Below are 19,506 nucleotides of genomic sequence, written 5' to 3' on the forward strand. Positions count from 1 at the left end.
TAATGTCATTTTTTAGTCTCGAAAATTAGAGATCACATTAATAACAAGTGTGTTGAATGGTATAACCAGCATCGCCAAACCATAATACTGTAGCCGGAATATCTGATGTCCCTGCTGGGCACGAATAAGTTCCTGTGATGGGATTAGTCGACGCATAATTATTCCAACCGTTAGTTGTCGGGGGAACATAAAAAGATATTGTAGCTTTCTGAGATTTCCATGCGCCATTGGCGCAGGATAATAAATTCCCTGACAAATCTCGGGCAATATCGCCATTTTGTAGAATAAAATTATCACTGGAATTATTGGAAGAATTTTCATCCATAACACCGGTGTTGATGACCACTCCTTCACAGGGTGTCCCACTTTGAGCAATATAGTTGGGCCGGAAAACCTGACCACGAATATCTTTTGTAGCATTAATCCTGCCGTCTTTACTCATATAGGCGTTGACAGCATTATTGTTGGTATCATTCCCTGAGCTGACCGTGCCGTAAGCATGCACGTCAGCAGCGTTATCGATATTGTTACCGCCCATATTCAGATCTGTTTCCATTGTGTTTAGCTCAGGATGTCCAGCGATGGCGTCTCGATAGAGATAGTTGGGATTGTTATTGGCATCATCAGCAGAAGCCAACAGTCCGATCAAATGCCCTTCACCGGGATTGGGGAAGCCGGAAATGACCTGAGACCATGTGCCACTGGCCCCGACTGCCATGTTGGAATTAAGACCGTTGAGCAATCCGTTTGGCGGAACATACCCGCCCTGCGCCCCGGCTTTCAGGGCTATGGCCACAGCATCCTTGGCTGAGAGGGTCTGTCCATTGTACGAGACGACGCGACCATCGAGTACACCACTCGCTGACTGGGAGATGTAGACAACCCATGTCTGGTTATATGGGTTGGTGGCTGTAAAACCAACCGGCAGATCGTGTTCGTTGATCAGGGTGGCAAGTGAAACGGTTGTAGAACTGCCGACTGGTATTCCGTTGATCAGATCATTACTATGAGCACGGATATATTTTTTTACACCGCCAAGTAGTATTGAGAATTGTCCGGAAGTAACGGCATTAACAGAACGCCGGTTTCCATCCTGAACCATATTGAAATATTGTGCTGTCGGCCACAGAGCCAGCATAATGGCCGCAAGCGCGGCAATGATGGAGGGCATTTAAAACCTCGGACCAGTAAACGTGACGACTGAAACAATATCCCCTTCAGGGACAGAGATCGGCAGGTTCCCCATGTTCCCATAGAATGGTGAGGACCAGGACGTTCCGTGTGCAATCCCGATACTCCGGTCCCCATCGGCCAGCCTGATCGTGTCAGAAATGACGTTAGCGGACAGAGGTATCCACGTTACGATCGTGGTGCCGCTCCCATTTTTGGAAACATAGTTTCCTACATTCGGTAGAAACTGTTTATCCTCAGACATTCCAATATCAGCCATATCAAGTGAGCCAGAGACGTTGGGGTGCCGTTCAACGAAAAATTGCACGGCACTCCTGTAGGCCAGCCATCTCTGTGCCGGATTGTCTGTTTCTTCATGGATATTTTCCTGTAGGGCGAGAACGATCAGTTCTTTTTCCTGAGCAGAAATTCCAAGAAGCAGAGCAAAGGCAAGAATGATGTAGGCCATGACAATTAGCTGTCGTGTTCGAAGATAATTGTTGTGGTTGAAGCCGAGGAGCCGGCGTCGCAGGCCAGTGCGATACTGGAGGCGGCTGCGCTGTCTGTGGGGTCAATTGATCTGCCGTTGATGCTTAACATGTTGGCACTTTGTGAGCGGGCAAAAGTTGCGCAGTCATCGCTGGAGACTGCGCTCCATGTGGCGATGAAGCCCATTCCATTCCCCGAAGGTGCTAATGTGACGTAGGAGTTGGGCCATGGACCTTTGATTGTGCTTCCATCACCGTTCAGCATGCCTTTGGGGACCAGTGAGGCTTTGATTGCGACAGAATTGTTGAGTCCACTAAAGTTTTTGGCGGTTAGGCCGCCTTGGAAAAACCCATCAATATTGGTGACCATTTCGCTTTCCCAACCAGCAGCAGTCTGACTGTTGGATTTATGAAAAGCTTCGTAAACACCAGCCATGACGAGAACCAGAGCCAAGGCCTGAAGACCATATTTGGAGAGAATGGAAACGATAAGATCCATAACGGGATATCCTTAATTGAGGAAAATATTGATTTAGAAAGACATCGAGTGAGAGAGATCCGCGCCGAGGTTGTCACAGGCAGCGCCAAGAATGACGACAAGGCTGATCATGATCAGGATGAAGAGCTGTTCGGCTTTATTTGCGAAAGCGATGGTGCGTTGCTCTGTTGCAGTCGCCCATATCGTTGCCGTCTCATGCAACCGGATATAGCCTTCCTTGCTGACCCAGTTGGCTTCCACGTCATCAATGATGCGTGGAGACGGAAATTCGAAACCTGTTGACAAGAGCGCATCGGGAAATGTCAGACCATTAACCGTGAGGTTGGTCAGGATCGCCTCAAGGCGTTCTTTAAGCCACGGTGACGCGGCTGATGCCTGTATCCGTAGAGCTTCTTTGTCCGGAACCTGCGCAAGGACGAGTGCCAGAAACGCGGTAATCCAGACGTATCCCTGAACATCCCTGTACATGGACCACGGAGGAAAGCGTTCGAGGACAACCCGGACATGTCCGGTTGCGCGCCGCAGACTGAACCAGATGGCTGCGGCGAGCAGCAGGAGTAGCCCTAAGGAGATCGGAGCGTACCACCCTGTTGCCAGATTGGAGGCGAATACCAGTATCTGTTGGCTGGAGCTGGGGTGTTTCGGGGCCATAGGCCCAGAAACCAGACTTGGTAGTATCTGTGTTCCCAGTATTCTCAGGAAGGCATAGATGATCACAAGGTACATCAGCGGCTGAGTGATAGCCTTCATTGAGGCCTGAACCATTGCACTGGTCCGTCCCTTGGCCTCACAGAGCAGCTGCAGGGCCTCTGGGAGCGTTCCAGCCTTTGCTCCGGCGTACATCAGCATGTATTCGTCATCAGGTACATACGGACGAAAGGCATCGACCAGCATTTCACCATGATTCAGATGATAGATGATGTCATCGATAATACGCGGGATGACTTTCTGCTTCTTACGAGCGGACTGCTCTGCAAACATGCGTAGGATGTTTGTTTCCGAGATATGGATACGCAGTCTTATCGCCAGCATCTGGTAGAGCGTTGACCGGGCTCTCCAGTTGAAAAAAATCAGAGCGTTCAATCTGAACCACAATGAGTTTTTACGATGCTGACGCTCATAGTCGATGTCAGTATACCGGATCAACATTACTGTTTCTCCCTCACTGCACCATTGCGACGTTCCTCAAGCACCTTTTCCTTATCCCTGATACGTTCAACGATGGTGTTGACGTCAAATGGGTCAAGTTTGCCTTCAGCGACAAGTTGCATCGCCGTTTCCAGAAGAGATGGGTCGGCATCCGGTCGCGAGCGGTACCGGTGACGTGCAACATTCTCACCATACCTGACGAAATCAGTCATGAGTTCGGCATCGGTTTCGATCACTTCGGCAACGCATGTCCGGCCGGAGATGCCTGTGCCATAACAGTGCTCACAACCTGTCCCTATGCGTCTGACCAGCGTCATGTCCGGGCACCATGAAGGGATGGCCTGATTGATGATTGTGGGAAGCCGTGGGTCGTCCTTTGTCCATGGGACAGCACAATGAGGGCAGATAACGGGGACGAGGCGCTGGGATACAATGCCTCGGATGAGTGATACGTTACATGTCGTACCAAAACTGAGGCGTGTGAAGTCCATGAGCTGCAGGCGAAGTGGCAGACCAAACGGATCATCCACATGGCAGGTAAATGCGACAAAATGACCCGTCTGAACGGCCGCAATACAGGTTAATGCGCCATCGACGTCTCGCACTTCGCCCAGACCAATGTCGTCAGGATCCATACGAAGTGTATTACGCTGGCGCTCACGCAGTGCGCGACCGTTCTCTTCTTCATTGTCAGTATTGGGAATGTCCAGCTGGATAGCCCATGGCATATCCAGTTCAACGGGCTGCTCAATCGTGACAATATTCCGGCCGGGCTGTACGCGGGCCTTTTCTGCCCAGATTTCGTACAGAGTAGTTGTTTTGCCGTGTCCGGTTGGTGCTGTAAAAACCAGAGCACCAGATGGAGACATTGCGATACCCATCAGGCGGTCAATCTGGGGCTGACTAAACCCATAGTCCTTCAGACGCAGGTGACCTCGCGGTGGCTTCATCTGGTGCAGGTTGCTGTAATTTCCCCGGATGCGTCTGTTGACCCCTTTTTTGATGGACTGCAGACGCAGGATCATGAACCATCCGCCCTCTGAGAGAGGGGCGCATGGACCACGCACGATACGGACGTTATCCAGACCTGTACCTTTGAGGATTTCCCCTGAGATACCGCCGTCCTGAAACTGACTATCTGTAACAGACGCAGCCTGTGAGGACCCCAGACGGTACATGGCGCGCATCAGGCGATCTGCGAAGGGATTGTCCCATTCATGGGCAATCATGTATCGTCCGTTGATACGACAGGCGACTTCAGTATGCTTTGAGAGTCTCCTGATGCGGATATCAGATGAATTATAACCACCGATCTCCGTGAGAAGTGCCAGGGCCCGGTCACGGACTTCCACGTCTTCTTTGGGTGTTTCCATGATGGCTGAGTTCTGGTGAGCGTGTTCCATCTTCTCAGTGACATAACTTAGAGGAACATATTTCACTTTAACGCCACGAAACCCTTCTACGTATCGTAGGCTATCAAGCCATTGCAGAAAGTACAGACGACCTTGAAGCTGCCTGTTAACGAAGACAACTTTTTCCTCACCATTGGTTTCAATATAAAGCTGCCCTTCCATACTTCTAGGTATATCGATGACAACCTGCGTTTTATTCACGGTCAGGTCATGATCATTATCTTTGACCGACCCGCCCATCAATCGTGACCAGATGTTGCTCATGATTTAACGCGCTCCCTTGTCTGAGGATAAGGACAAGGCGGGCCCATCTTTCATGGCGACGTGGATCTGGTAATCTGTGCTTTGTGAACCACCCTGCACGCCGGCATTGATCTCGCGACCAAGACGTTCGACGCTGATATTTTGAAATGCGTCCCATGGTATTTCTCTGGGGTCTCCCTGCCATGGAAAGCTGATCATATAAGCACTATGGTTTTGACCATGATCTCCCTGCACAAGGTTGGTCGTCTTGATGGACAGATTGGTTTCGGACTGCTGGATGAAGGCGATGAACGCCCTGGCGTCACCTGTCGCATCGTGTGGTACCCCATGGATTTTTTCAAAAGGCATCAGGGGATAACTTGATCGCACTGAATTGCCATTATTGAGCATCAACCCTATCGGGGCTTGCGCCAGTGTGCCTCCAGTCCGCTGCCAGATGGCACTCAAGGAGCGTCCCGCACATTCCCAGTTTGTTAATGTCCACCCGTCTTTATAAGGAGGGAGAGCATATGCATGATGCATACATATCCTGACCCACTCGGCGGCCGAGGGGTCATCGTGTATGGCAGCCTGAGCCTTCTGTCTTTGCAAAAGGAGGCTGCGTCGTGCCTCTTCTTGAAGTCGGGCCAGATTACGTTCATGCAGAACATGGAAGCTCTGGAGTGTAATCAGGCCGCATAGGGCAAATACACCAGCAGCCACATAATATGGCTTGAAAGAAATCGAGTGGATTTTTATGGGTGCGGCAGGCAAAGATTTCAGGAAGTCATCAACACACTCGTTTTCAATAGTAAGCGTTTTTTTAAAATTGTACCCTTCAAGAGAAGATTTGTAACCGGGCAGATCGTCATCATCAAAAAAACTATCAGATCCCGGCAAAGGCAGAGCGTTTTCATCCGTGGCCATAACCCATGTGCCGGGAGGACCAAAGTCACACTCCACATAAGTCAGGGCTTCACTCTGGGCCAGTACAGCCAGAAGAAGGCTTTCTGTTTTTCGTTTCGCTGCTTTCCCGCCAGATGCTGTATCAGCGAGCATCTTTAGATAACCAATCCGGTTTTGCTGGTGACGCGGCCGGATGTAATGGGTCATGCCCATTTTCAGAGCTTCCTGCCGGACAGCAGGTAATGACGGCCTTCTGGCATAGGGCACCCAGCGTAGCCCCCCAAAAAAAGCCCGCTGCCCTGTTGCATCGGTTACGAGAATCGCCATTGTTCAGCTCTTCTTACAGAGGGTTGCCAAATGTGGAGGACTGCTGCGAGGTTTTGCTCGATGGCAAAATGAAGGGTTTGCCATTCCGAGTGACGACCACACTCCCGTTTTGCGTGATGGAGCTCACAATGCTTCCATCAGGCAGCCGCGTGCCTTTTATCGCTTCAATAGACTGTCCATCGGGCATACGAAGCATACCGGTCAGTACAGTTCCGCCCTCCCAAAGAACGCCGTCCACGCTTGCAGTTGGCGCCTCCTCTGGTGGATGATCCGGCACGTTCAGACCTGCCGGGCGTTGCATGTTTGGTGCCGTTTGCTGTGGCTGTAGGTATGGCATTCTTGTCGGGATCAGATCATTCCGACCGCCCGCAGTCGGAAATGCCATCTGTCCTTTTGACCTGCGTTCGTTATCAGCAATGGCAGCCAGAGCTTCCGAAATTTTCTTTTGTGTTTCGACAACGGTCTCACAGGCATTGTTGGCATCAATCTGCTCCTGAGACAGGCGTCCTCCAGGACCGGGTTCCTGGAGGTGTTGCGTGCAGCTCGGCGCATCAGCCTGAGCGAAGACAGGAATAAGAAGACCTGTTGTACAAGAAAGCAGGACAAGCTTTTTCATAGTGTGTGCGCCTCGACTGTTACGACAACATGTGTTTTGTCGATTGTTGCGTCTCCGCCGCCGCCGAGTACCCAGTCCAGCGCAGAGCCAACGCCGTTGCGTTTGCGCGATGTCGCATCATCGACGTAGCCACTGAGGACGAGAGTGCTGTTGTTTTGCAGGGAAACGGTGTCGTCCAAAGACGTGCTGGATGTCTTTGGGGCCTGTATGGAGGATGAGCCGCTGGTGATGGTGGTAATGGCCTGAAGTGTCTGCAACAGGAAGTTCAGGTGCAGCATGATCCGGTTGTCGATAATTTTGGGGGTTACAGACCCCATGAATCCCGACATCACGACGCCAGGGGACAAAGAGTTGGAGCTGCCCGAGTTTGTGGCCAGAACCGACGAGCTATTAGCAAGGTATGTGGTATTGATACCGTTCTGGAATGGCGCGGTCTGATTGTTGGTCGTCACCACCGAGCGGTCATATTGCTCTGTCACGTTGCCGAGTTGCTGCAATGCCTGCACGACGACTTTCGAGCCAGAGAAGAGCCCCCCTGTTCCTTTGCCCGTATCGAGAATGGAAGCCCCGAAAGAGAAGGGAGTATCCGTTGTCTGCAATTGCGGGATGGAGGCTGGTGTTGATGTCAGTCCAAGCAAGCCACCATGAGAGGCGAAGGAGAATGTCGGGCTGAAACCGTAGTTGCTTTCGTGAGAAATCTTGACCGTGTAAACGTGTACTTCGATCGCAACCTGTTTAAGCATGTCATCACGTAACCCCTCGACCCACTCACCCACGCGGGCAATCTGATCTGGGGTGCCGGTTACAGACACAGTGCCTAGTCCTTCATCGGCGACGACTTGAGCATCACCAGCAACTACTGACGCTGTTTTCTGGATTGTCTGCCATTTGTTGGTTTTGCTATGAGCGATGATCGAAGCCATCCCGGAGGATTGTCCGGACGACCCGCCGCTCCCCCCACCACCGCCAGATCCGCCAGATCCGCCATATCCGCCAGACATCATGGAGCTTCCACCTCCCATGCCAGACGAACCGTTCCCGCCCCCTGTATAGGCTACGATTGAAGCATCTGACGTCGTGTCGCCCGAAAATGCCGGGATCGACCAGGTTTTTGTCAGTGTGCGATAAAATTCCACTTTGCCGTCAACCCAGCGCTGCCAAACGCCAAATCGTGTCGCGAGTGTCTGAAATACGCCCTCACGTGTTCCCTGATACTGAAGCCACAATCCAACTCCAGACCACATGCCAGATGCTGATGACGCGACCTGAGGGGTAGGGCGACCATAAGACCGTTCTATTCCGCCCGAATTGATAGGATGTGTCTGAACTGCAGATCCACTGCCAGCCCCCGGGGGAGGAGGGAGGTCCGCTATATTGTAACCGGTGTTTCCACCAGACGCGGGCATGTCCTGCTCTGCATCCTGTGCCACACTGACAGGGATGTGTGTGACACGGCTGGCAATAATGGCAGCGTCCCGCAACGAAACGGGGCGTGCGAGTGTAATACCTGCCGGATGAAGGAGTATTTCCGGAACTTTATTCACTTCATGCACTGTGTCGCCCAGTAGCCAGGGCTTGTCTGAGACGGTCACGACCGGTCTTTGTGGAATTTTATAGTCTCGATCAATGGCCTCTGCGTCTCGTTCTGTTTTGCGCACTTCATTGAAATCTGCGCATCCAGTCAGAAGTGTCAGGCACGAGACTGTTGTGAGTAAGGCTGATGTGAGCTTCATTCGCTCCGCCCCCCAGGGCTGGTGACAACCAATGTATGATTGGGTGTGTGGAACTCAGCCTGAATGGATTTCCCCTCATCGGAAATCGTGTGAATGATCTCACTCATCACTTTCTGATAATCGCCATGGAAAGAGGTCATTGCTGGTACCATCCAGTTCAGGTCGTGCGGCCAACGGACAATCCATCCAGCGCGATCTCCCCACGCAATCATCTGCTCGCGGATGGGCTGGCCTTCGATAAGTGTCCATTCTTCCTCAGGTGGCCTGAGTGTTACGACAGGCAGTTGCTTGCCTGAGGTTCCGGCCGGCTTAAGAGGAATCGTCCTGACCTGATCGGTATTTGGAATTTTGAGGATGAGTTGCTGGCCATTATGGATGGTGCAACTTCCAGCACGCTCGAGTGCCCCCTCTGCGTTATGGCCATACAAACATGTTGCTTCGGCGTCATCGACATCAAGTTCGAGAAGAAGATTCTGCCCCACAGGGCTCACTGCGTAACGAACTGTATGCGCACCAGGGTAAGACATTCCGTCCGGAGACAGCGCAAAGCCACGTTCGCGTAGGGTATCAGTGAGCAGGACGGCCGTATGGTTAGGGTCCGGTCCATCGTAGGCCGCTAGGCGTATAATGCTCTTCGGTCCGTCCATACTGTTGGCAAGAATGTCAGCGATGAAGACCGTCAAAGCCGAAGCATCCCTGAATGTGGCGCCAGCGACATGTGATGTTGTGGCAGGTGTCTGATCAGCACAGCCGGAAGCCATGACTAACAGCACACCTGTAGCAATTTGGCGGGTGAGGCGGCTCACTCCGTACCTCCATGGGTTATGTGGATTTCAGGAGCTTGTGCTCCGTTACCGATGAGCAGAGCGTCATCAACAGGGCGTGGAACGACGTAGGAATCGCCAACAACTGCGTAATCCTGTGCGTTGGTGGCTTTGGGGGATATGACGACCAGCCTTGGGGCAGCATTGATCCCGCCGGGGGGAAACTGGATGTAAGTGTGGCCGGCTTCGCGGTAGACCCGCATGGGTTTCCACGGAGCAGAACCGGTCATGTGATATGCAAAATCCGGTGTGCCGGTCATGCCGTGTTGGGGCATAATTTCAGGTTGGGAGAGAGGTTCTCCGGGTGCATGAGTGAACGCGATGGTTCTCATGCTCTCTCCCTGAGCTGACAGGATCATATTATAAGTATGCAGGCTGCCTTTGAGCGTCATGTCTGTTTGGGCTGCCTGCGCACCGGGGTCGATGGCTACAGCCCAACCCTGATGGATGCCTTTACCCCCCCGGACCAGATCGACATGCCAGTTCGCGCTGTCGCCCAGTTCGAGGCCTGACTTCACGGCAGTTTCCCCTCGGTCCAGCCGAAGGATGCAGATGTCTGGGTAACGGCAATTTATGGTGGGTGTGCCGTCACCAAATCCGAACCATGTGACCCCCCCTTTCCCCGGTAAGGGGACTGCCACGCGATGTGTCGGATCAGATTGGACAGATGGCTGTGGTGGAAGTGGGGATGATGCAGCCACAGCCAGCTTAGTCTGAACTTGTGGAATATTGATCGGCACGTGTTTATCGAGACGATCGTTCAGGCTCGCCATGAACGCATGCACACGATCAAGGCTTTCCTGCAAAGCCTTCTCCGGGGAAGGGAGGCCTGGCGTGGCAACGGTCACGGGATCAGTATCGTGTGCCGATCCGCAACCGGAGAGTGACATGGTCATCATGAGGAATACTGAGCATCGTTTCATAAGCCCAGTATCCAATACCTGCTTGTGAATACGCGCAGGCCTCAGGCGGCTTCCCTCAGAAGAGCTCCGATACCCTCGGCATTACAGATTTCCTTGCTGATCTGACTGATCACGCCACCAAGCGCCTGTGTTGAATCCGTCGCACCGTTTCTGATCATTGCGTCGCGACGACGGTTGATTTCGTCTGACGCCGAACCCTTGGGGAAAATGCGTGCCAGCCTACGGCGCGCTTCACTGGATCCAATGGCGGTGTAGACGCGTCGCCTCAATGCGACATCCTCAGGGTTAGTGGACAAAGCCCAGAGTTCGATAGGGCCGAGCATGTTCAGCAGATACATTTCATAAAGTTGATTGTGGACCAATATCTGGATAATGAGTGGTGATCCTGTCCCATCTCTGTTCGGTCCTTTCAGGCCATGGTGGACAATGTTGCGAGCTGCATTGCTCAAGCCAAGGATATTGGACACTTCGGTTGCTTCTTCGGGGTTTGCGACACCCAGAATGAAACGTGCGGTTGAGTGTTGGGTGAGATATTCGCCAAAATCGGTGATTTTCTGACTGGTGAGGCCGATTCTGACATTGAGCTTAGCGGCACGACGGGCTGCCTCTTCGAACTGTTGTCGAATGAAAGGAGCTTTGACTGTGCGTTGGAATTCGTCGCATTCCAGACGTTTAAAGCTTTCCCGGAACTCCCTGAATCGCTCGCGATGGATGCTGCGGACACATTCTGGAGCCTGTTCTGCATCTTCGGGGTCAAGGAAGAAATTGCGCGAGATAATCTGGAAACCCATGAGATACATGAGTTCTGTCTGACGCTCATTTGCCGCCCCCTCGGGAGCGACCCGGTGGATGTCCAATGCGACAATTCGGGCGTCACCTAGATCCAGACGGGTGGGCTTATTGAGTGTGGGGTATTTATCGATGAAGGAGGTAATGTAGCGGCGGAATATCTCCAGTCCTTTTTCCTGGCCGGCCGTAGGCGTATTGGTCCCGTAATTCCCCCAGACACGGTCTTCCTGGATTGCCTCCAGAAGATCATGAATAACGGGTACTGCGTGTTGTGTCGCCATACGGGCGTGGCGGATGTCTCCTCGTTCAGCGAAGTAATCCGCTACCTGCCACCATGACGCATGCCGGGGGAATGAGACATCGAGCTTGTCCAGTACGGCGTCCAGAGTCTTGTTTTCCGATTTTCTGTAAGGCTTCGGTTTGCCAGACACGCTGTCTTCGGCCAGATCATAGGCAGCTTCAATGGCTGCATGGATGATCTGATCCATCCCTTCAAATGTGGATTTATCCTCGGGCATGCAAACCAGTGACAGGAAGTTCTTGAGGAATCCCATGTGATATTTGAAGGGGCGCCGGCAGCAGGCTTCGGTGTCGAAGATATTGTAGGCATGTTCGGGTATGAAATCGTACGGGATGTACACAGCCAGATGTGCATGTTCGCGTGGTAGACCATGGACAATCAGGTCGATGAAGCCACTTGTCGCATCGCCGATGTCCAACTTCCCGATCAGAGGGAGCTTGACGCCAGTGTCAGTCAATGTTGCACTGCTCAGGACTGTGGCCAGTAGTAGCGCATTGGCAAGCATGGATTTCCCGCGCCGTGAGGGTGCGACAAAAAGATCCAATGTCGCATCCCGCCCTTCACCCGCCGGATCAAAGGGGACAATCCGACCGTCTGCGGCCCGAAGCATGGCGGCGCCATGTTCCCAAGGTCGTGCGGGACGCGCCCATGGTGCCATAATCAGTGTTTTGTCCAATGGCGCAGCTGTAGGAGGTGCTGTCGATGCCAGTGCAATGCCGGGGACAGAGGAGAGAGTGCCTTCGAGGGGATCTCCACATTGCCGCGTTGCCTGTGCCCCTCCCCATCCGTTAATGCCCTGTTCAAGTCTGGAGGCACGGTTGCGTAATCTGTCAGTATCACCTGCATTGGCAGATGTCGCAAAAGATACCCGGAGTTTGACCACAGCCTGACGTAATGCGCGCATATGGGCGAGTTCTTGAAAGCCATCGTAGACCGCGCGGTTCTTGCCGAACCGCAGCAGGGTCGAAACATGCTCCTTCCAGGCCATATATGACGATCTGACCCCTTCAATATGCATGGTCATGCGCCATGGTAGCCGGTAGGGGGCCAGATGGGAGGTCAGTTCAGTAAACGGCCTGACGTCAGAGGACACCATGGTCATGTCAACCGGAGCCCAGTCCAGGCATCCCAGCCTTACGGTCTGAAAGTCCGGGGTAAAGGCGTCTTCTTTGAATAATTGCTCGCGCACAGGTGGCCAGAGTGCATCGCTGATGTCTTCCGGCCGCTCTTTGTCAGGTATGATATTCAGGGGAGGATCTGAGGGGAGTATTGGGGACCATTTCCCCGAAGCCGTTTCGGGGTAGATCTCGGTGCGGATGACTGACAACGCTTCTTTGGGTGGGAGTTCTGAGAGAATAACCCCTCGGCTTTCAAAAACCTTCAGGACATGTCCAACGAATGCGCCGTGAATTGTTGCAAGCTCCCGAGAGCCAAGAGTGGGATTTTGCGCATCACCGAGGTTGGGTAGGCCCAGAGCTGCTTTTTTGCGGGCTTTACTGGCAGACGTGGCTTCAGCCTTTGAGAGGCAGCCTGTTCGGCTCCACAGCACGAGCCATATCCGCTCCTGGCGCATATAAGGCGTTAGAACACGCTCACGTTCTGCGAAAATATCTTCAAAATCTGCCTGAAGAGCCTGAGCGATGGTCCGTCTTTCAGCAAGATTGCTCTGCATGAATTCTGAGGCGTCAGGGTCTGAGACATAAGTGAACTGCAGAGCGTGACCGGGACCAGTGAAGGATGCGCCAAGATCAATCTGAAGCTGTTGGGCTGCGGTCTGAATTTCGTCACGACTGGCAAGACGCTTCATTCCGCTGATTTTTACAAGTGTGACATAATCCCCTTCATACGTAATGAGAGATTTATCATCAGCCGTTGCCAGATTACAAAATGAGGTCAGGTCTTTCCCGGACAGTTCGGATATCCATGCACAGGCCCGCAGAAATGTCTCAAATGGCTTGAAACCAGACGATGTGACATCTTTGAATGATGTTGAAGACAGGTCTTTTTTTTTGACCGGTGTCAGAAAAGGAAACCTGAACATTGGCTATTCCCGAAAGGTGATGAGTTCTTTGAAATCCTCTCCGTGCAAGTCGAACCAGGGTTCAAGCGGGAGAATGCGTAAGCCGGAAACACGTTTCAGGCGCAGAAACAGGTTGTATTGGGGAATTTTCGGGGCAACGCTGCGTAATGCGCTGACCTGATCCGTACCGATCATCCGTTTTGCGCTAGAGCGTAGCTTTTCGAGTTCAATCAGAAGATTGTTGGCGCTGGAGGCCATCGACAGCTGAAGAGGGGTAGGGTCGGTTGAGACATAACGGGCAGCATACGCTGCCCGCAATAATCTGCTCAGGAAACCCTGATCAATATGAGGCAGCCAGATCAGAGCACAGACTGCGTCAATGTCGGGTTCATCAACACTGTATGCTGGAGCACATACAGTGCAGAATTTTTGCCCGGATACGCTCATACTGACACCCTGGATGCCACAGCAGCTGCAACAGGACTGTGTATCCAGAGCTTCATGTGCCAGGGTCAATGTCCCTGAGGAGGCGCGACAATGTAGAATAAGATCCGTCATTATCGGTCAAACATCATCATGCGCTGTTCGCCTGTGACTGTAGGACCTTCACTCCAGAATGACAGACTGGCTGTCCGGACAAGGAAAGGAAAGCCGATCAGCATTGTTCCGCACAGGAATGCAAAACCAATCTTGGACATTGTTGTCCCGGCATTATTGTTTTTATGTTTCTGATATAAAGAAGTAATGCCGGAAAGTAGCAGAAAACCACCGCCACTGAAGCAGATTGCGTTAAAGATATATGCAACAGCTCTATTGAGGTGATTGGTAGCACCTTCTGTAATTTCATCTACAGCTTGTGCATGCGCGTGTCCGATCAGTAATGGAGCGAGCAGGACAGCAGCGATCAGCACCATGCCGACACGGCGTTTTGTCAGAATTCTGGTCATGATTGCCTCAGTATGAAAAATTGATACTTTCACTGGATGTATCCAAGCTTGCGGCAAGTTGCCGTGGCAAAGGTTTCTGCGTTCATCAGAATGAACGAGCAGATAATGATTGTGAGATTAAGGGAGGTGGGCGAGTTGTTCTTGCCCTTCATGCTGCCGATCTGTCGGACCAGACCCCAGTAGACAAGCAAAGCCCCATAACAGGCGAAATACATCCTGAAGAGGTGCAGGAACGAAATCAGAAGGGCGGTAGGGCCTTTATTGATTGCAGTCTGAATATCGTCCGAGGAAAAGCGCATGGGAGCGCTTCCTGCTGACCCAAGGCTCGCATTGCTTGCGAAGCCTAGTGTCGCATTGCCCATGTTCAGGAACTCCGGGAATGACAGGAGGGAGGCGCCAACAAAGATGAGACCGAAGCAGACAAGAGGATTGTTTGCAGGACCGTTCTCACCTTTACCCCGCCCGTAGAGCCCATAAACACTGCCCAGAAGGAATGACCCACCAGTGACATAGCAAAGCGTTGGCACCAGATACGCCAGCGCATTGCCGATGGACTGCGCAAAAGCAAAAAGAGCTTCCATCGCTGTTCAGCTCCTTATCGGATCGTGCCGTGTTCTGTTTTAACGACCCAACCGTTACCAGACGCAGAGACGGACAGGACGTTGCCCCAACCATCAAGACTGGTTCCAGGTTGTACGCGCAAAGGCGTGCCAGAACTGTCCATCAGGATGGCAATATCGGGAGCACCCGCCTGCACGGTATAATGCGGCAGAGGGGCGGGGGCCGGTGCAGGGCTTTTGGTGCTTTTTTTCGCGGAATGGTGTTCGGCTACGTCAGGTGTGACATCTTTGTTTTTTTCCGCGCCGGGTGTGCTGGCTTTGCTCTGCACTGGAGCTGCACCGGGTTGGGGTTCGGTTTTTTTCTGGGTTTCAAGGAGGTCTTCACGGTGCTGTAATTCATCCAGCCTCCCATCTATCTTACCCAGACCGGTTGAAACCCGCTCATTCAGGGCTTGCTGGGTGCTTTCGAGCCTGTCCTGAAGCGCTTTCATCTGATTGGACATTATGTCCAACTGCTTATGCATCTCGATGAACAGCCTGTCGCTGCCGACGTCCTGATGTGATGCCTGCGTATCAGGCACATCGTTCAGACTGGACGCCATCGCCATCCGGTCCTGTATGTGTGTATCGGTGAGAGAGTGGACATCGGCAGATGCGCCAGGTGTGGGAGTTGGTTCAGGAGCCGCTTTTGCTTCCATTGTAGGAGGGTTTGCGATGGGTGCAGCCTGAACAGGTAGGTTCTGCGGGATAGGTGCTGCAGGAGTAAGCTGAACTGGCCTGATATTCTGGGGATCGGCCACTAGGGCAGGGTTATGAGCCACTTCTTTGCTGGCAGGTGTCACAAGGTCCGGTGGTGTGAGCCCAGATGAGTTGTTCTGAATTTTTGGGACGACCATTGTTGGTTTTGTGGCATTGTGACCCATAAAAGGTGGTGTGAATCCCGCCTGATAGACCCCAAAGGCAACGACGGCGACTGACGCAAGGAGGAGGAGGCCTGGCTTGCGATATCTGGTGAAGCGGTCGGATAGGCTAGCCTGTGGTGTGTCGCCATCCTGCGGAAGTGTCGTTCCTGTCTGATTGTTGTTCTCACTGCGAGCCTGACTGACATCTTGCACGTCGGGTCGGGCCTCTGGCTTTGCAGTATCCTGAATATTCCCCCCAGGTGTGCGCAACATGGTGACACCTGAAGTGTCTGGCTGGATGGACATGACATTACCTCGCATGGAAAAACTCCTGTTGTTTTTCCTATTGTGACGCATCAGGTTGTGAATGCCGTTACTGGCTGTAGACAGGCTGATCGAACAGGATTCCGACCGTATCGCCTTTCAGGAGTTTGACTGTGGCGGTCTGTGGCGTTTGCTTTTGCAGCAGTTGCCCGATTTCCTGCCCCATAGTCCCGGCCGCGGCTCCCATCTGTTGGCCGAGATTGAGGTGCGTGAAGGATGTCATGCCATATCCTCCTGAATAGCTGTTTGTATTGGAGTTCATCATGGCGTTGCCCAATCCCTGCACAAAAGAAGCTGCTGCAGGCAGTATGATTCGTGTTGCCAGATGCTCGTTCACTTCAGAGGCGACCCCGGTTTCAGCGGTTTCGGGTGAAACGACGTAAGCAGAAACAGCAATCGGGTCTTTTTCGCCGATCATCAATGAAGACAGCCGGATGACCAGCCTTTCATTTTGCATCGTGAAGGTTCCGCTAATGCGCGCTTTGCGGAATGGCCCTGTGTCCACTTCAAGGAGGACTTCCTTGCCAAGGTCACTGTTGGAGGTGATTACGGAGTGTCCGTACACACCCCGTCCAGCGGGAAGCAACACTCTGCCTCGTGCGTTCTGTGAGGGCGTTTTCGTCGCTGTACTGTCCCCCGATACAGTTGTGTCGGTTTTGTCCAACACAGTTTGCCGATGTCCACCTATCAATCCTGTGGTGTTTCCCTGTGTTGCGGCAATGCGTTCGATCGTCGCTGGATGTCCCGTCCACGCTGCGAGCAACTCCATTTCGGCCTGAGTGGACAAACCAGCCCCCGGAGTTGGTGAGCTTCGCTGCATTCTGGTTGTTTTTGGTGGGTGGGTCTCCACAGAGGCAGAGAATGGATCAGCGACTGGAGTGGGTTTTGGCGGTGAAGGTGGAGACGGGGAGAGACCCGATGTGAGCGGGGTTTCAGCCTCGTGAGGAGGAGGCGGTGCCGAGGATGTTGTGTAGGGGGTATCACCGAGTTCGCGCACGGCTGGCGCGGGCAGGTCTTTGCCGGTCAGGGATGCGGTGTAAGACTTTCCGGCCTTCAGAGCATCGGATGCAGCCTTTTTGTCCTGTTGGGTTGCCAGCTCGTCCAGCTTCCTGATGTGGTTTCCACCACCTGCGGGGCTGACCATTGTGGGCGTTGTCAAAGCCGTAGACTGGGGTTTGTGAGCAGAACTGTGCGTGAGAAAATAGAAGACGCCCATGATCAGGAAGCCGAGTGGTACCAGATATTTTATGAGAGAACGAGAGTCATCAAAACTTGCCCGCAAAGGAGATACGTTATCCGGTGTTTGTTTCTCACTCATGAGTATCTTCCTTGAGAGATACAGGGATGCCTTGCCTGTTTGGGGAAGAAACCAGCAGCCGTGAGGTCAGAGGGATTTCATAAGCTGTTGTCTCATAAAGGCTCTGATGATCAGAAAAGGCGGGGGACGCGAGCTGGTAGGTTGTTCTGAGATAGATTTTGTTGGCGATTTTCCATGCCCTCAAATCATCAGGACTAACCCCCGATACAAGCATCGGGACGGCTTCAGCTGGCGGTGTGCCATCCAGAATGTTTCCCATCAGGCTTGAGCCGGTTGAGGGTGCTTCCGGGTCTGTGCTGACGATATCTTTTGCATTTGGCCCGCGCTTATTGATACGGACCGTCATGTCCGCATCATAAGATCCCGTACCAGCAACAATCAGAAAGCTGACCGGTTTTGGAGCGTCTTTCAGGCTGACAAGAATGCCGCCATGTGCGTATCTGGATATTGGCGTCAGTTGCAGCACATTAGACCCGGCTTCAGGCACACAGGCACTTATGCCCACGGCTCTGACCGAAGCGTTATGGCCATCCCCTTTATCATCACATCCCCCGTTTTTCTTGGTTGTGATGTCCCATGCGATGGGCCATGGCTGGCCCGTGGAATCAACAAAAGAAATGGAAGCCGGGTAATCCTGCGCAATTCTGACGATGTTGACCTGCGCTCCGGATGAAAATGAAATGGTCACTGAACGAGACACCGGACTGACCAATCGATGAGGGTCATCAGCACCATCAAGGGCCTTTTGACCGGCATCAAAGCGATCATAGAGGCTGTTCATCGCACCTGGTGGCGCAGGAAGGCTTGTGTAGAGAGGATCAACCTGATTACGTGGGTTTTCTTGATCCTGTTGTGCCAAAGCATAGCAGGGCCAGATTAAGGCGCAGCTGATGCTCATGATGGCTAGACGGATGTGACATCGCATTTATTCACTGCCATTTGTCGCACGAGGGGCATTGAGCTCTGAAATGATCAACCCATCAGGATGAAGGGGATCATTGGTCCGCGTGATTGTAATTTTCACAGACAGTATGTCTGTCTTTTCGCCCGAAGCGTTTACCCAGCGCAGGTACATGGGGAATGAGACATGCCATTCATAATCGCCCTGTCGGTTTTTCCCCTCTTCGACAACCAGTGCTGCACTTTTCAGGGAAGCCGTCAGGATCACCTGTTTTGACTTGATGAAGTCAATATTTCCGGGATCTCTAAAGGCGCTGCCCCATGAGTTCCAGGCTGCGACCGTGAAATCGCGTGAGGCATGATCCAGATGTCCTGCATAGTCCAGCCAGTTCATGGTGTAGAGACTGGTTACTTTATCAGCAGCCCATCTGTTGATCTCTGCATCGCTGAAATATGCTTGATCCGTAACAATGAGTTCGCGTGGTTTTCCAAAAGAGTCATGATAGACGTATTTGACACTAGGCCTGTGGGTCACTTCATACGCAATGATGAATCCCGAAAGGCAGTTCACACCCAGTGAACAGGAAAAACCGATCATCATGCATTTGATGACTTGCCGCGCAAATGCCGGGTCATTCAACCTGCGTGTAATCGCTGCATATGTGTTTTTCATGTTAGATGAAACTGATTTTGGTCAGGAAATCTTTGGAAGTATTCGTGACCGAACTACCAATGGACCAGTCGTCCATTTTGGTCTCTCTTCGATTGAGCGCAATTCTGCCCTGAAAACTGTAGTGTACAGTGCGCGTGTCACGTGGGCGTACAAAAAAGAGCTTTTTGGTGAGGCGGCACAGTTTTTGAACCATCATCCCGACGAGTGTCTGGTTTTCGGGTTCAGCAAAAGGGTCTCTATGTTTGCTGGAGCTTATTATCGGCAGACCACGCCGATCAGGCATGCCCGCACGCCGTGCGGCTTCAGCGACTGCTGTGGTTTTTAAACCGAAGAACTGTGCAATGCAGGTGGGAGAGTAAAGACGCTTCCAAAGGCCAGCGAGAGTGGCAATCGCGTCATTTGTCCAGATTATTCGGCCTGACTTTGACCGCGAAGCAGGAGAAAGAAGATAAGAGAACCCTCGGTAAAGGGTTGCCTCTAGT

General features: G+C 52.5%; 19 protein-coding genes. 1 reads left to right on the plus strand and 18 read right to left on the minus strand.

All coding sequences use genetic code 11. The features are described 5' to 3' along the window. Positions 1-37 precede the first annotated feature (37 nt). From pilV to ABF979_RS09905, 18 genes are all read right to left on the minus strand, one after another. The gene (gene pilV / locus ABF979_RS09820) at positions 38-1,171 is read right to left on the minus strand and encodes a shufflon system plasmid conjugative transfer pilus tip adhesin PilV (RefSeq protein WP_275177848.1); all 1,134 of its coding nucleotides are present in this window, start codon (positions 1,169-1,171) and stop codon (positions 38-40) included. Beyond that, entirely contained in the window at positions 1,172-1,639 is a 468-nt protein-coding gene (locus ABF979_RS09825; RefSeq protein ID WP_275177849.1) for a type IV pilus biogenesis protein PilM, read from the minus strand. It abuts the gene before it with no gap. Between the two features lie 5 nt (positions 1,640-1,644). Beyond that, positions 1,645-2,157 carry a type 4 pilus major pilin gene (locus ABF979_RS09830; protein ID WP_275177850.1) on the minus strand — a complete coding sequence of 171 codons (513 nt, stop codon included), beginning with the start codon at positions 2,155-2,157 and terminating at the stop codon, positions 1,645-1,647. Positions 2,158-2,190: 33 nt separating this feature from the next. Beyond that, entirely contained in the window at positions 2,191-3,306 is a 1,116-nt protein-coding gene (locus ABF979_RS09835; RefSeq protein ID WP_415559484.1) for a type II secretion system F family protein, read from the minus strand. Continuing rightward, positions 3,306-4,982 carry an ATPase, T2SS/T4P/T4SS family gene (locus tag ABF979_RS09840; protein WP_275177852.1) on the minus strand — a complete coding sequence of 559 codons (1,677 nt, stop codon included), beginning with the start codon at positions 4,980-4,982 and terminating at the stop codon, positions 3,306-3,308. Before ABF979_RS09840 ends, ABF979_RS09835 begins: the two co-directional genes overlap by 1 nt. A gap of 3 nt (positions 4,983-4,985) precedes the next feature. Further along, the gene (locus ABF979_RS09845) at positions 4,986-6,194 is read right to left on the minus strand and encodes a hypothetical protein (RefSeq protein ID WP_415429842.1); all 1,209 of its coding nucleotides are present in this window, start codon (positions 6,192-6,194) and stop codon (positions 4,986-4,988) included. Positions 6,195-6,207: 13 nt separating this feature from the next. Next, on the minus strand, positions 6,208-6,810 hold the full coding sequence (locus ABF979_RS09850) for a hypothetical protein (RefSeq protein WP_275177854.1): 603 nt from the start codon (positions 6,808-6,810) through the stop codon (positions 6,208-6,210). Next, a complete protein-coding gene (locus ABF979_RS09855) occupies positions 6,807-8,543 on the minus strand; it encodes a pilus assembly protein PilN (RefSeq protein WP_275177855.1) in 1,737 nt (578 codons plus the stop codon). Before ABF979_RS09855 ends, ABF979_RS09850 begins: the two co-directional genes overlap by 4 nt. Next, positions 8,540-9,349 (minus strand): toxin co-regulated pilus biosynthesis Q family protein, encoded by an 810-nt coding sequence (locus ABF979_RS09860; protein WP_275177856.1) that lies wholly within the window; start codon positions 9,347-9,349, stop codon positions 8,540-8,542. The genes ABF979_RS09855 and ABF979_RS09860 overlap by 4 nt, the downstream gene beginning before the upstream one ends. Beyond that, positions 9,346-10,257: a TrbG/VirB9 family P-type conjugative transfer protein gene (locus ABF979_RS09865; protein ID WP_415559487.1), complete on the minus strand. Its 912-nt coding sequence runs from the start codon at positions 10,255-10,257 to the stop codon at positions 9,346-9,348. Before ABF979_RS09865 ends, ABF979_RS09860 begins: the two co-directional genes overlap by 4 nt. Positions 10,258-10,331: 74 nt before the next feature. Further along, positions 10,332-13,421, minus strand: coding sequence for a type IV secretion protein DotO (locus tag ABF979_RS09870; protein ID WP_415429844.1), 3,090 nt, complete (start codon positions 13,419-13,421; stop codon positions 10,332-10,334). Between the two features lie 3 nt (positions 13,422-13,424). Beyond that, entirely contained in the window at positions 13,425-13,847 is a 423-nt protein-coding gene (locus tag ABF979_RS09875) for a hypothetical protein (RefSeq protein WP_415429845.1), read from the minus strand. Between the two features lie 110 nt (positions 13,848-13,957). After that, entirely contained in the window at positions 13,958-14,347 is a 390-nt protein-coding gene (locus tag ABF979_RS09880; protein ID WP_415429846.1) for a hypothetical protein, read from the minus strand. A 29-nt stretch (positions 14,348-14,376) separates the two neighbouring features. Next, positions 14,377-14,928: a hypothetical protein gene (locus tag ABF979_RS09885; protein ID WP_415429847.1), complete on the minus strand. Its 552-nt coding sequence runs from the start codon at positions 14,926-14,928 to the stop codon at positions 14,377-14,379. A gap of 14 nt (positions 14,929-14,942) precedes the next feature. Beyond that, entirely contained in the window at positions 14,943-16,130 is a 1,188-nt protein-coding gene (locus tag ABF979_RS09890) for a hypothetical protein (protein ID WP_415559489.1), read from the minus strand. A 52-nt stretch (positions 16,131-16,182) separates the two neighbouring features. Next, positions 16,183-17,451: a DotG/IcmE/VirB10 family protein gene (locus tag ABF979_RS09895; protein WP_415429849.1), complete on the minus strand. Its 1,269-nt coding sequence runs from the start codon at positions 17,449-17,451 to the stop codon at positions 16,183-16,185. Continuing rightward, the gene (locus ABF979_RS09900) at positions 17,444-18,349 is read right to left on the minus strand and encodes a DotH/IcmK family type IV secretion protein (protein ID WP_415559491.1); all 906 of its coding nucleotides are present in this window, start codon (positions 18,347-18,349) and stop codon (positions 17,444-17,446) included. The genes ABF979_RS09895 and ABF979_RS09900 overlap by 8 nt, the downstream gene beginning before the upstream one ends. Before the next feature lie 27 nt (positions 18,350-18,376). Continuing rightward, positions 18,377-18,886, minus strand: coding sequence for a DotI/IcmL/TraM family protein (locus tag ABF979_RS09905; RefSeq protein WP_415559493.1), 510 nt, complete (start codon positions 18,884-18,886; stop codon positions 18,377-18,379). Positions 18,887-18,896: 10 nt separating this feature from the next. Between ABF979_RS09905 and ABF979_RS09910 the strand changes: the two genes are divergently transcribed. Further along, positions 18,897-19,349 (plus strand): hypothetical protein, encoded by a 453-nt coding sequence (locus ABF979_RS09910; protein WP_415559495.1) that lies wholly within the window; start codon positions 18,897-18,899, stop codon positions 19,347-19,349. Positions 19,350-19,506: the final 157 nt, after the last annotated feature.

The sequence above is a fragment of the Gluconobacter sp. genome (assembly GCF_047723935.1).
Taxonomy (GTDB): Bacteria; Pseudomonadota; Alphaproteobacteria; order Acetobacterales; family Acetobacteraceae; genus Gluconobacter.

Bases quoted from the DNA above. Each gene is read 5' to 3' on its own strand.
- pilV (WP_275177848.1), bottom strand. From the start codon at position 1,171: ATGCCCTCCATCATTGCCGCGCTTGCGGCCATTATGCTGGCTCTGTGG.
- ABF979_RS09825 (WP_275177849.1), bottom strand. From the start codon at position 1,639: ATGGCCTACATCATTCTTGCCTTTGCTCTGCTTCTTGGAATTTCTGCT.
- ABF979_RS09830 (WP_275177850.1), bottom strand. From the start codon at position 2,157: ATGGATCTTATCGTTTCCATTCTCTCCAAATATGGTCTTCAGGCCTTG.
- ABF979_RS09835 (WP_415559484.1), bottom strand. From the start codon at position 3,306: ATGTTGATCCGGTATACTGACATCGACTATGAGCGTCAGCATCGTAAA.
- ABF979_RS09840 (WP_275177852.1), bottom strand. From the start codon at position 4,982: ATGAGCAACATCTGGTCACGATTGATGGGCGGGTCGGTCAAAGATAAT.
- ABF979_RS09845 (WP_415429842.1), bottom strand. From the start codon at position 6,194: ATGGCGATTCTCGTAACCGATGCAACAGGGCAGCGGGCTTTTTTTGGG.
- ABF979_RS09850 (WP_275177854.1), bottom strand. From the start codon at position 6,810: ATGAAAAAGCTTGTCCTGCTTTCTTGTACAACAGGTCTTCTTATTCCT.
- ABF979_RS09855 (WP_275177855.1), bottom strand. From the start codon at position 8,543: ATGAAGCTCACATCAGCCTTACTCACAACAGTCTCGTGCCTGACACTT.
- ABF979_RS09865 (WP_415559487.1), bottom strand. From the start codon at position 10,257: ATGTCACTCTCCGGTTGCGGATCGGCACACGATACTGATCCCGTGACC.
- ABF979_RS09870 (WP_415429844.1), bottom strand. From the start codon at position 13,421: ATGTTCAGGTTTCCTTTTCTGACACCGGTCAAAAAAAAAGACCTGTCT.
- ABF979_RS09875 (WP_415429845.1), bottom strand. From the start codon at position 13,847: ATGAGCGTATCCGGGCAAAAATTCTGCACTGTATGTGCTCCAGCATAC.
- ABF979_RS09880 (WP_415429846.1), bottom strand. From the start codon at position 14,347: ATGACCAGAATTCTGACAAAACGCCGTGTCGGCATGGTGCTGATCGCT.
- ABF979_RS09885 (WP_415429847.1), bottom strand. From the start codon at position 14,928: ATGGAAGCTCTTTTTGCTTTTGCGCAGTCCATCGGCAATGCGCTGGCG.
- ABF979_RS09890 (WP_415559489.1), bottom strand. From the start codon at position 16,130: ATGCGAGGTAATGTCATGTCCATCCAGCCAGACACTTCAGGTGTCACC.
- ABF979_RS09895 (WP_415429849.1), bottom strand. From the start codon at position 17,451: ATGAGTGAGAAACAAACACCGGATAACGTATCTCCTTTGCGGGCAAGT.
- ABF979_RS09900 (WP_415559491.1), bottom strand. From the start codon at position 18,349: ATGAGCATCAGCTGCGCCTTAATCTGGCCCTGCTATGCTTTGGCACAA.
- ABF979_RS09910 (WP_415559495.1), top strand. From the start codon at position 18,897: ATGATGAATCCCGAAAGGCAGTTCACACCCAGTGAACAGGAAAAACCG.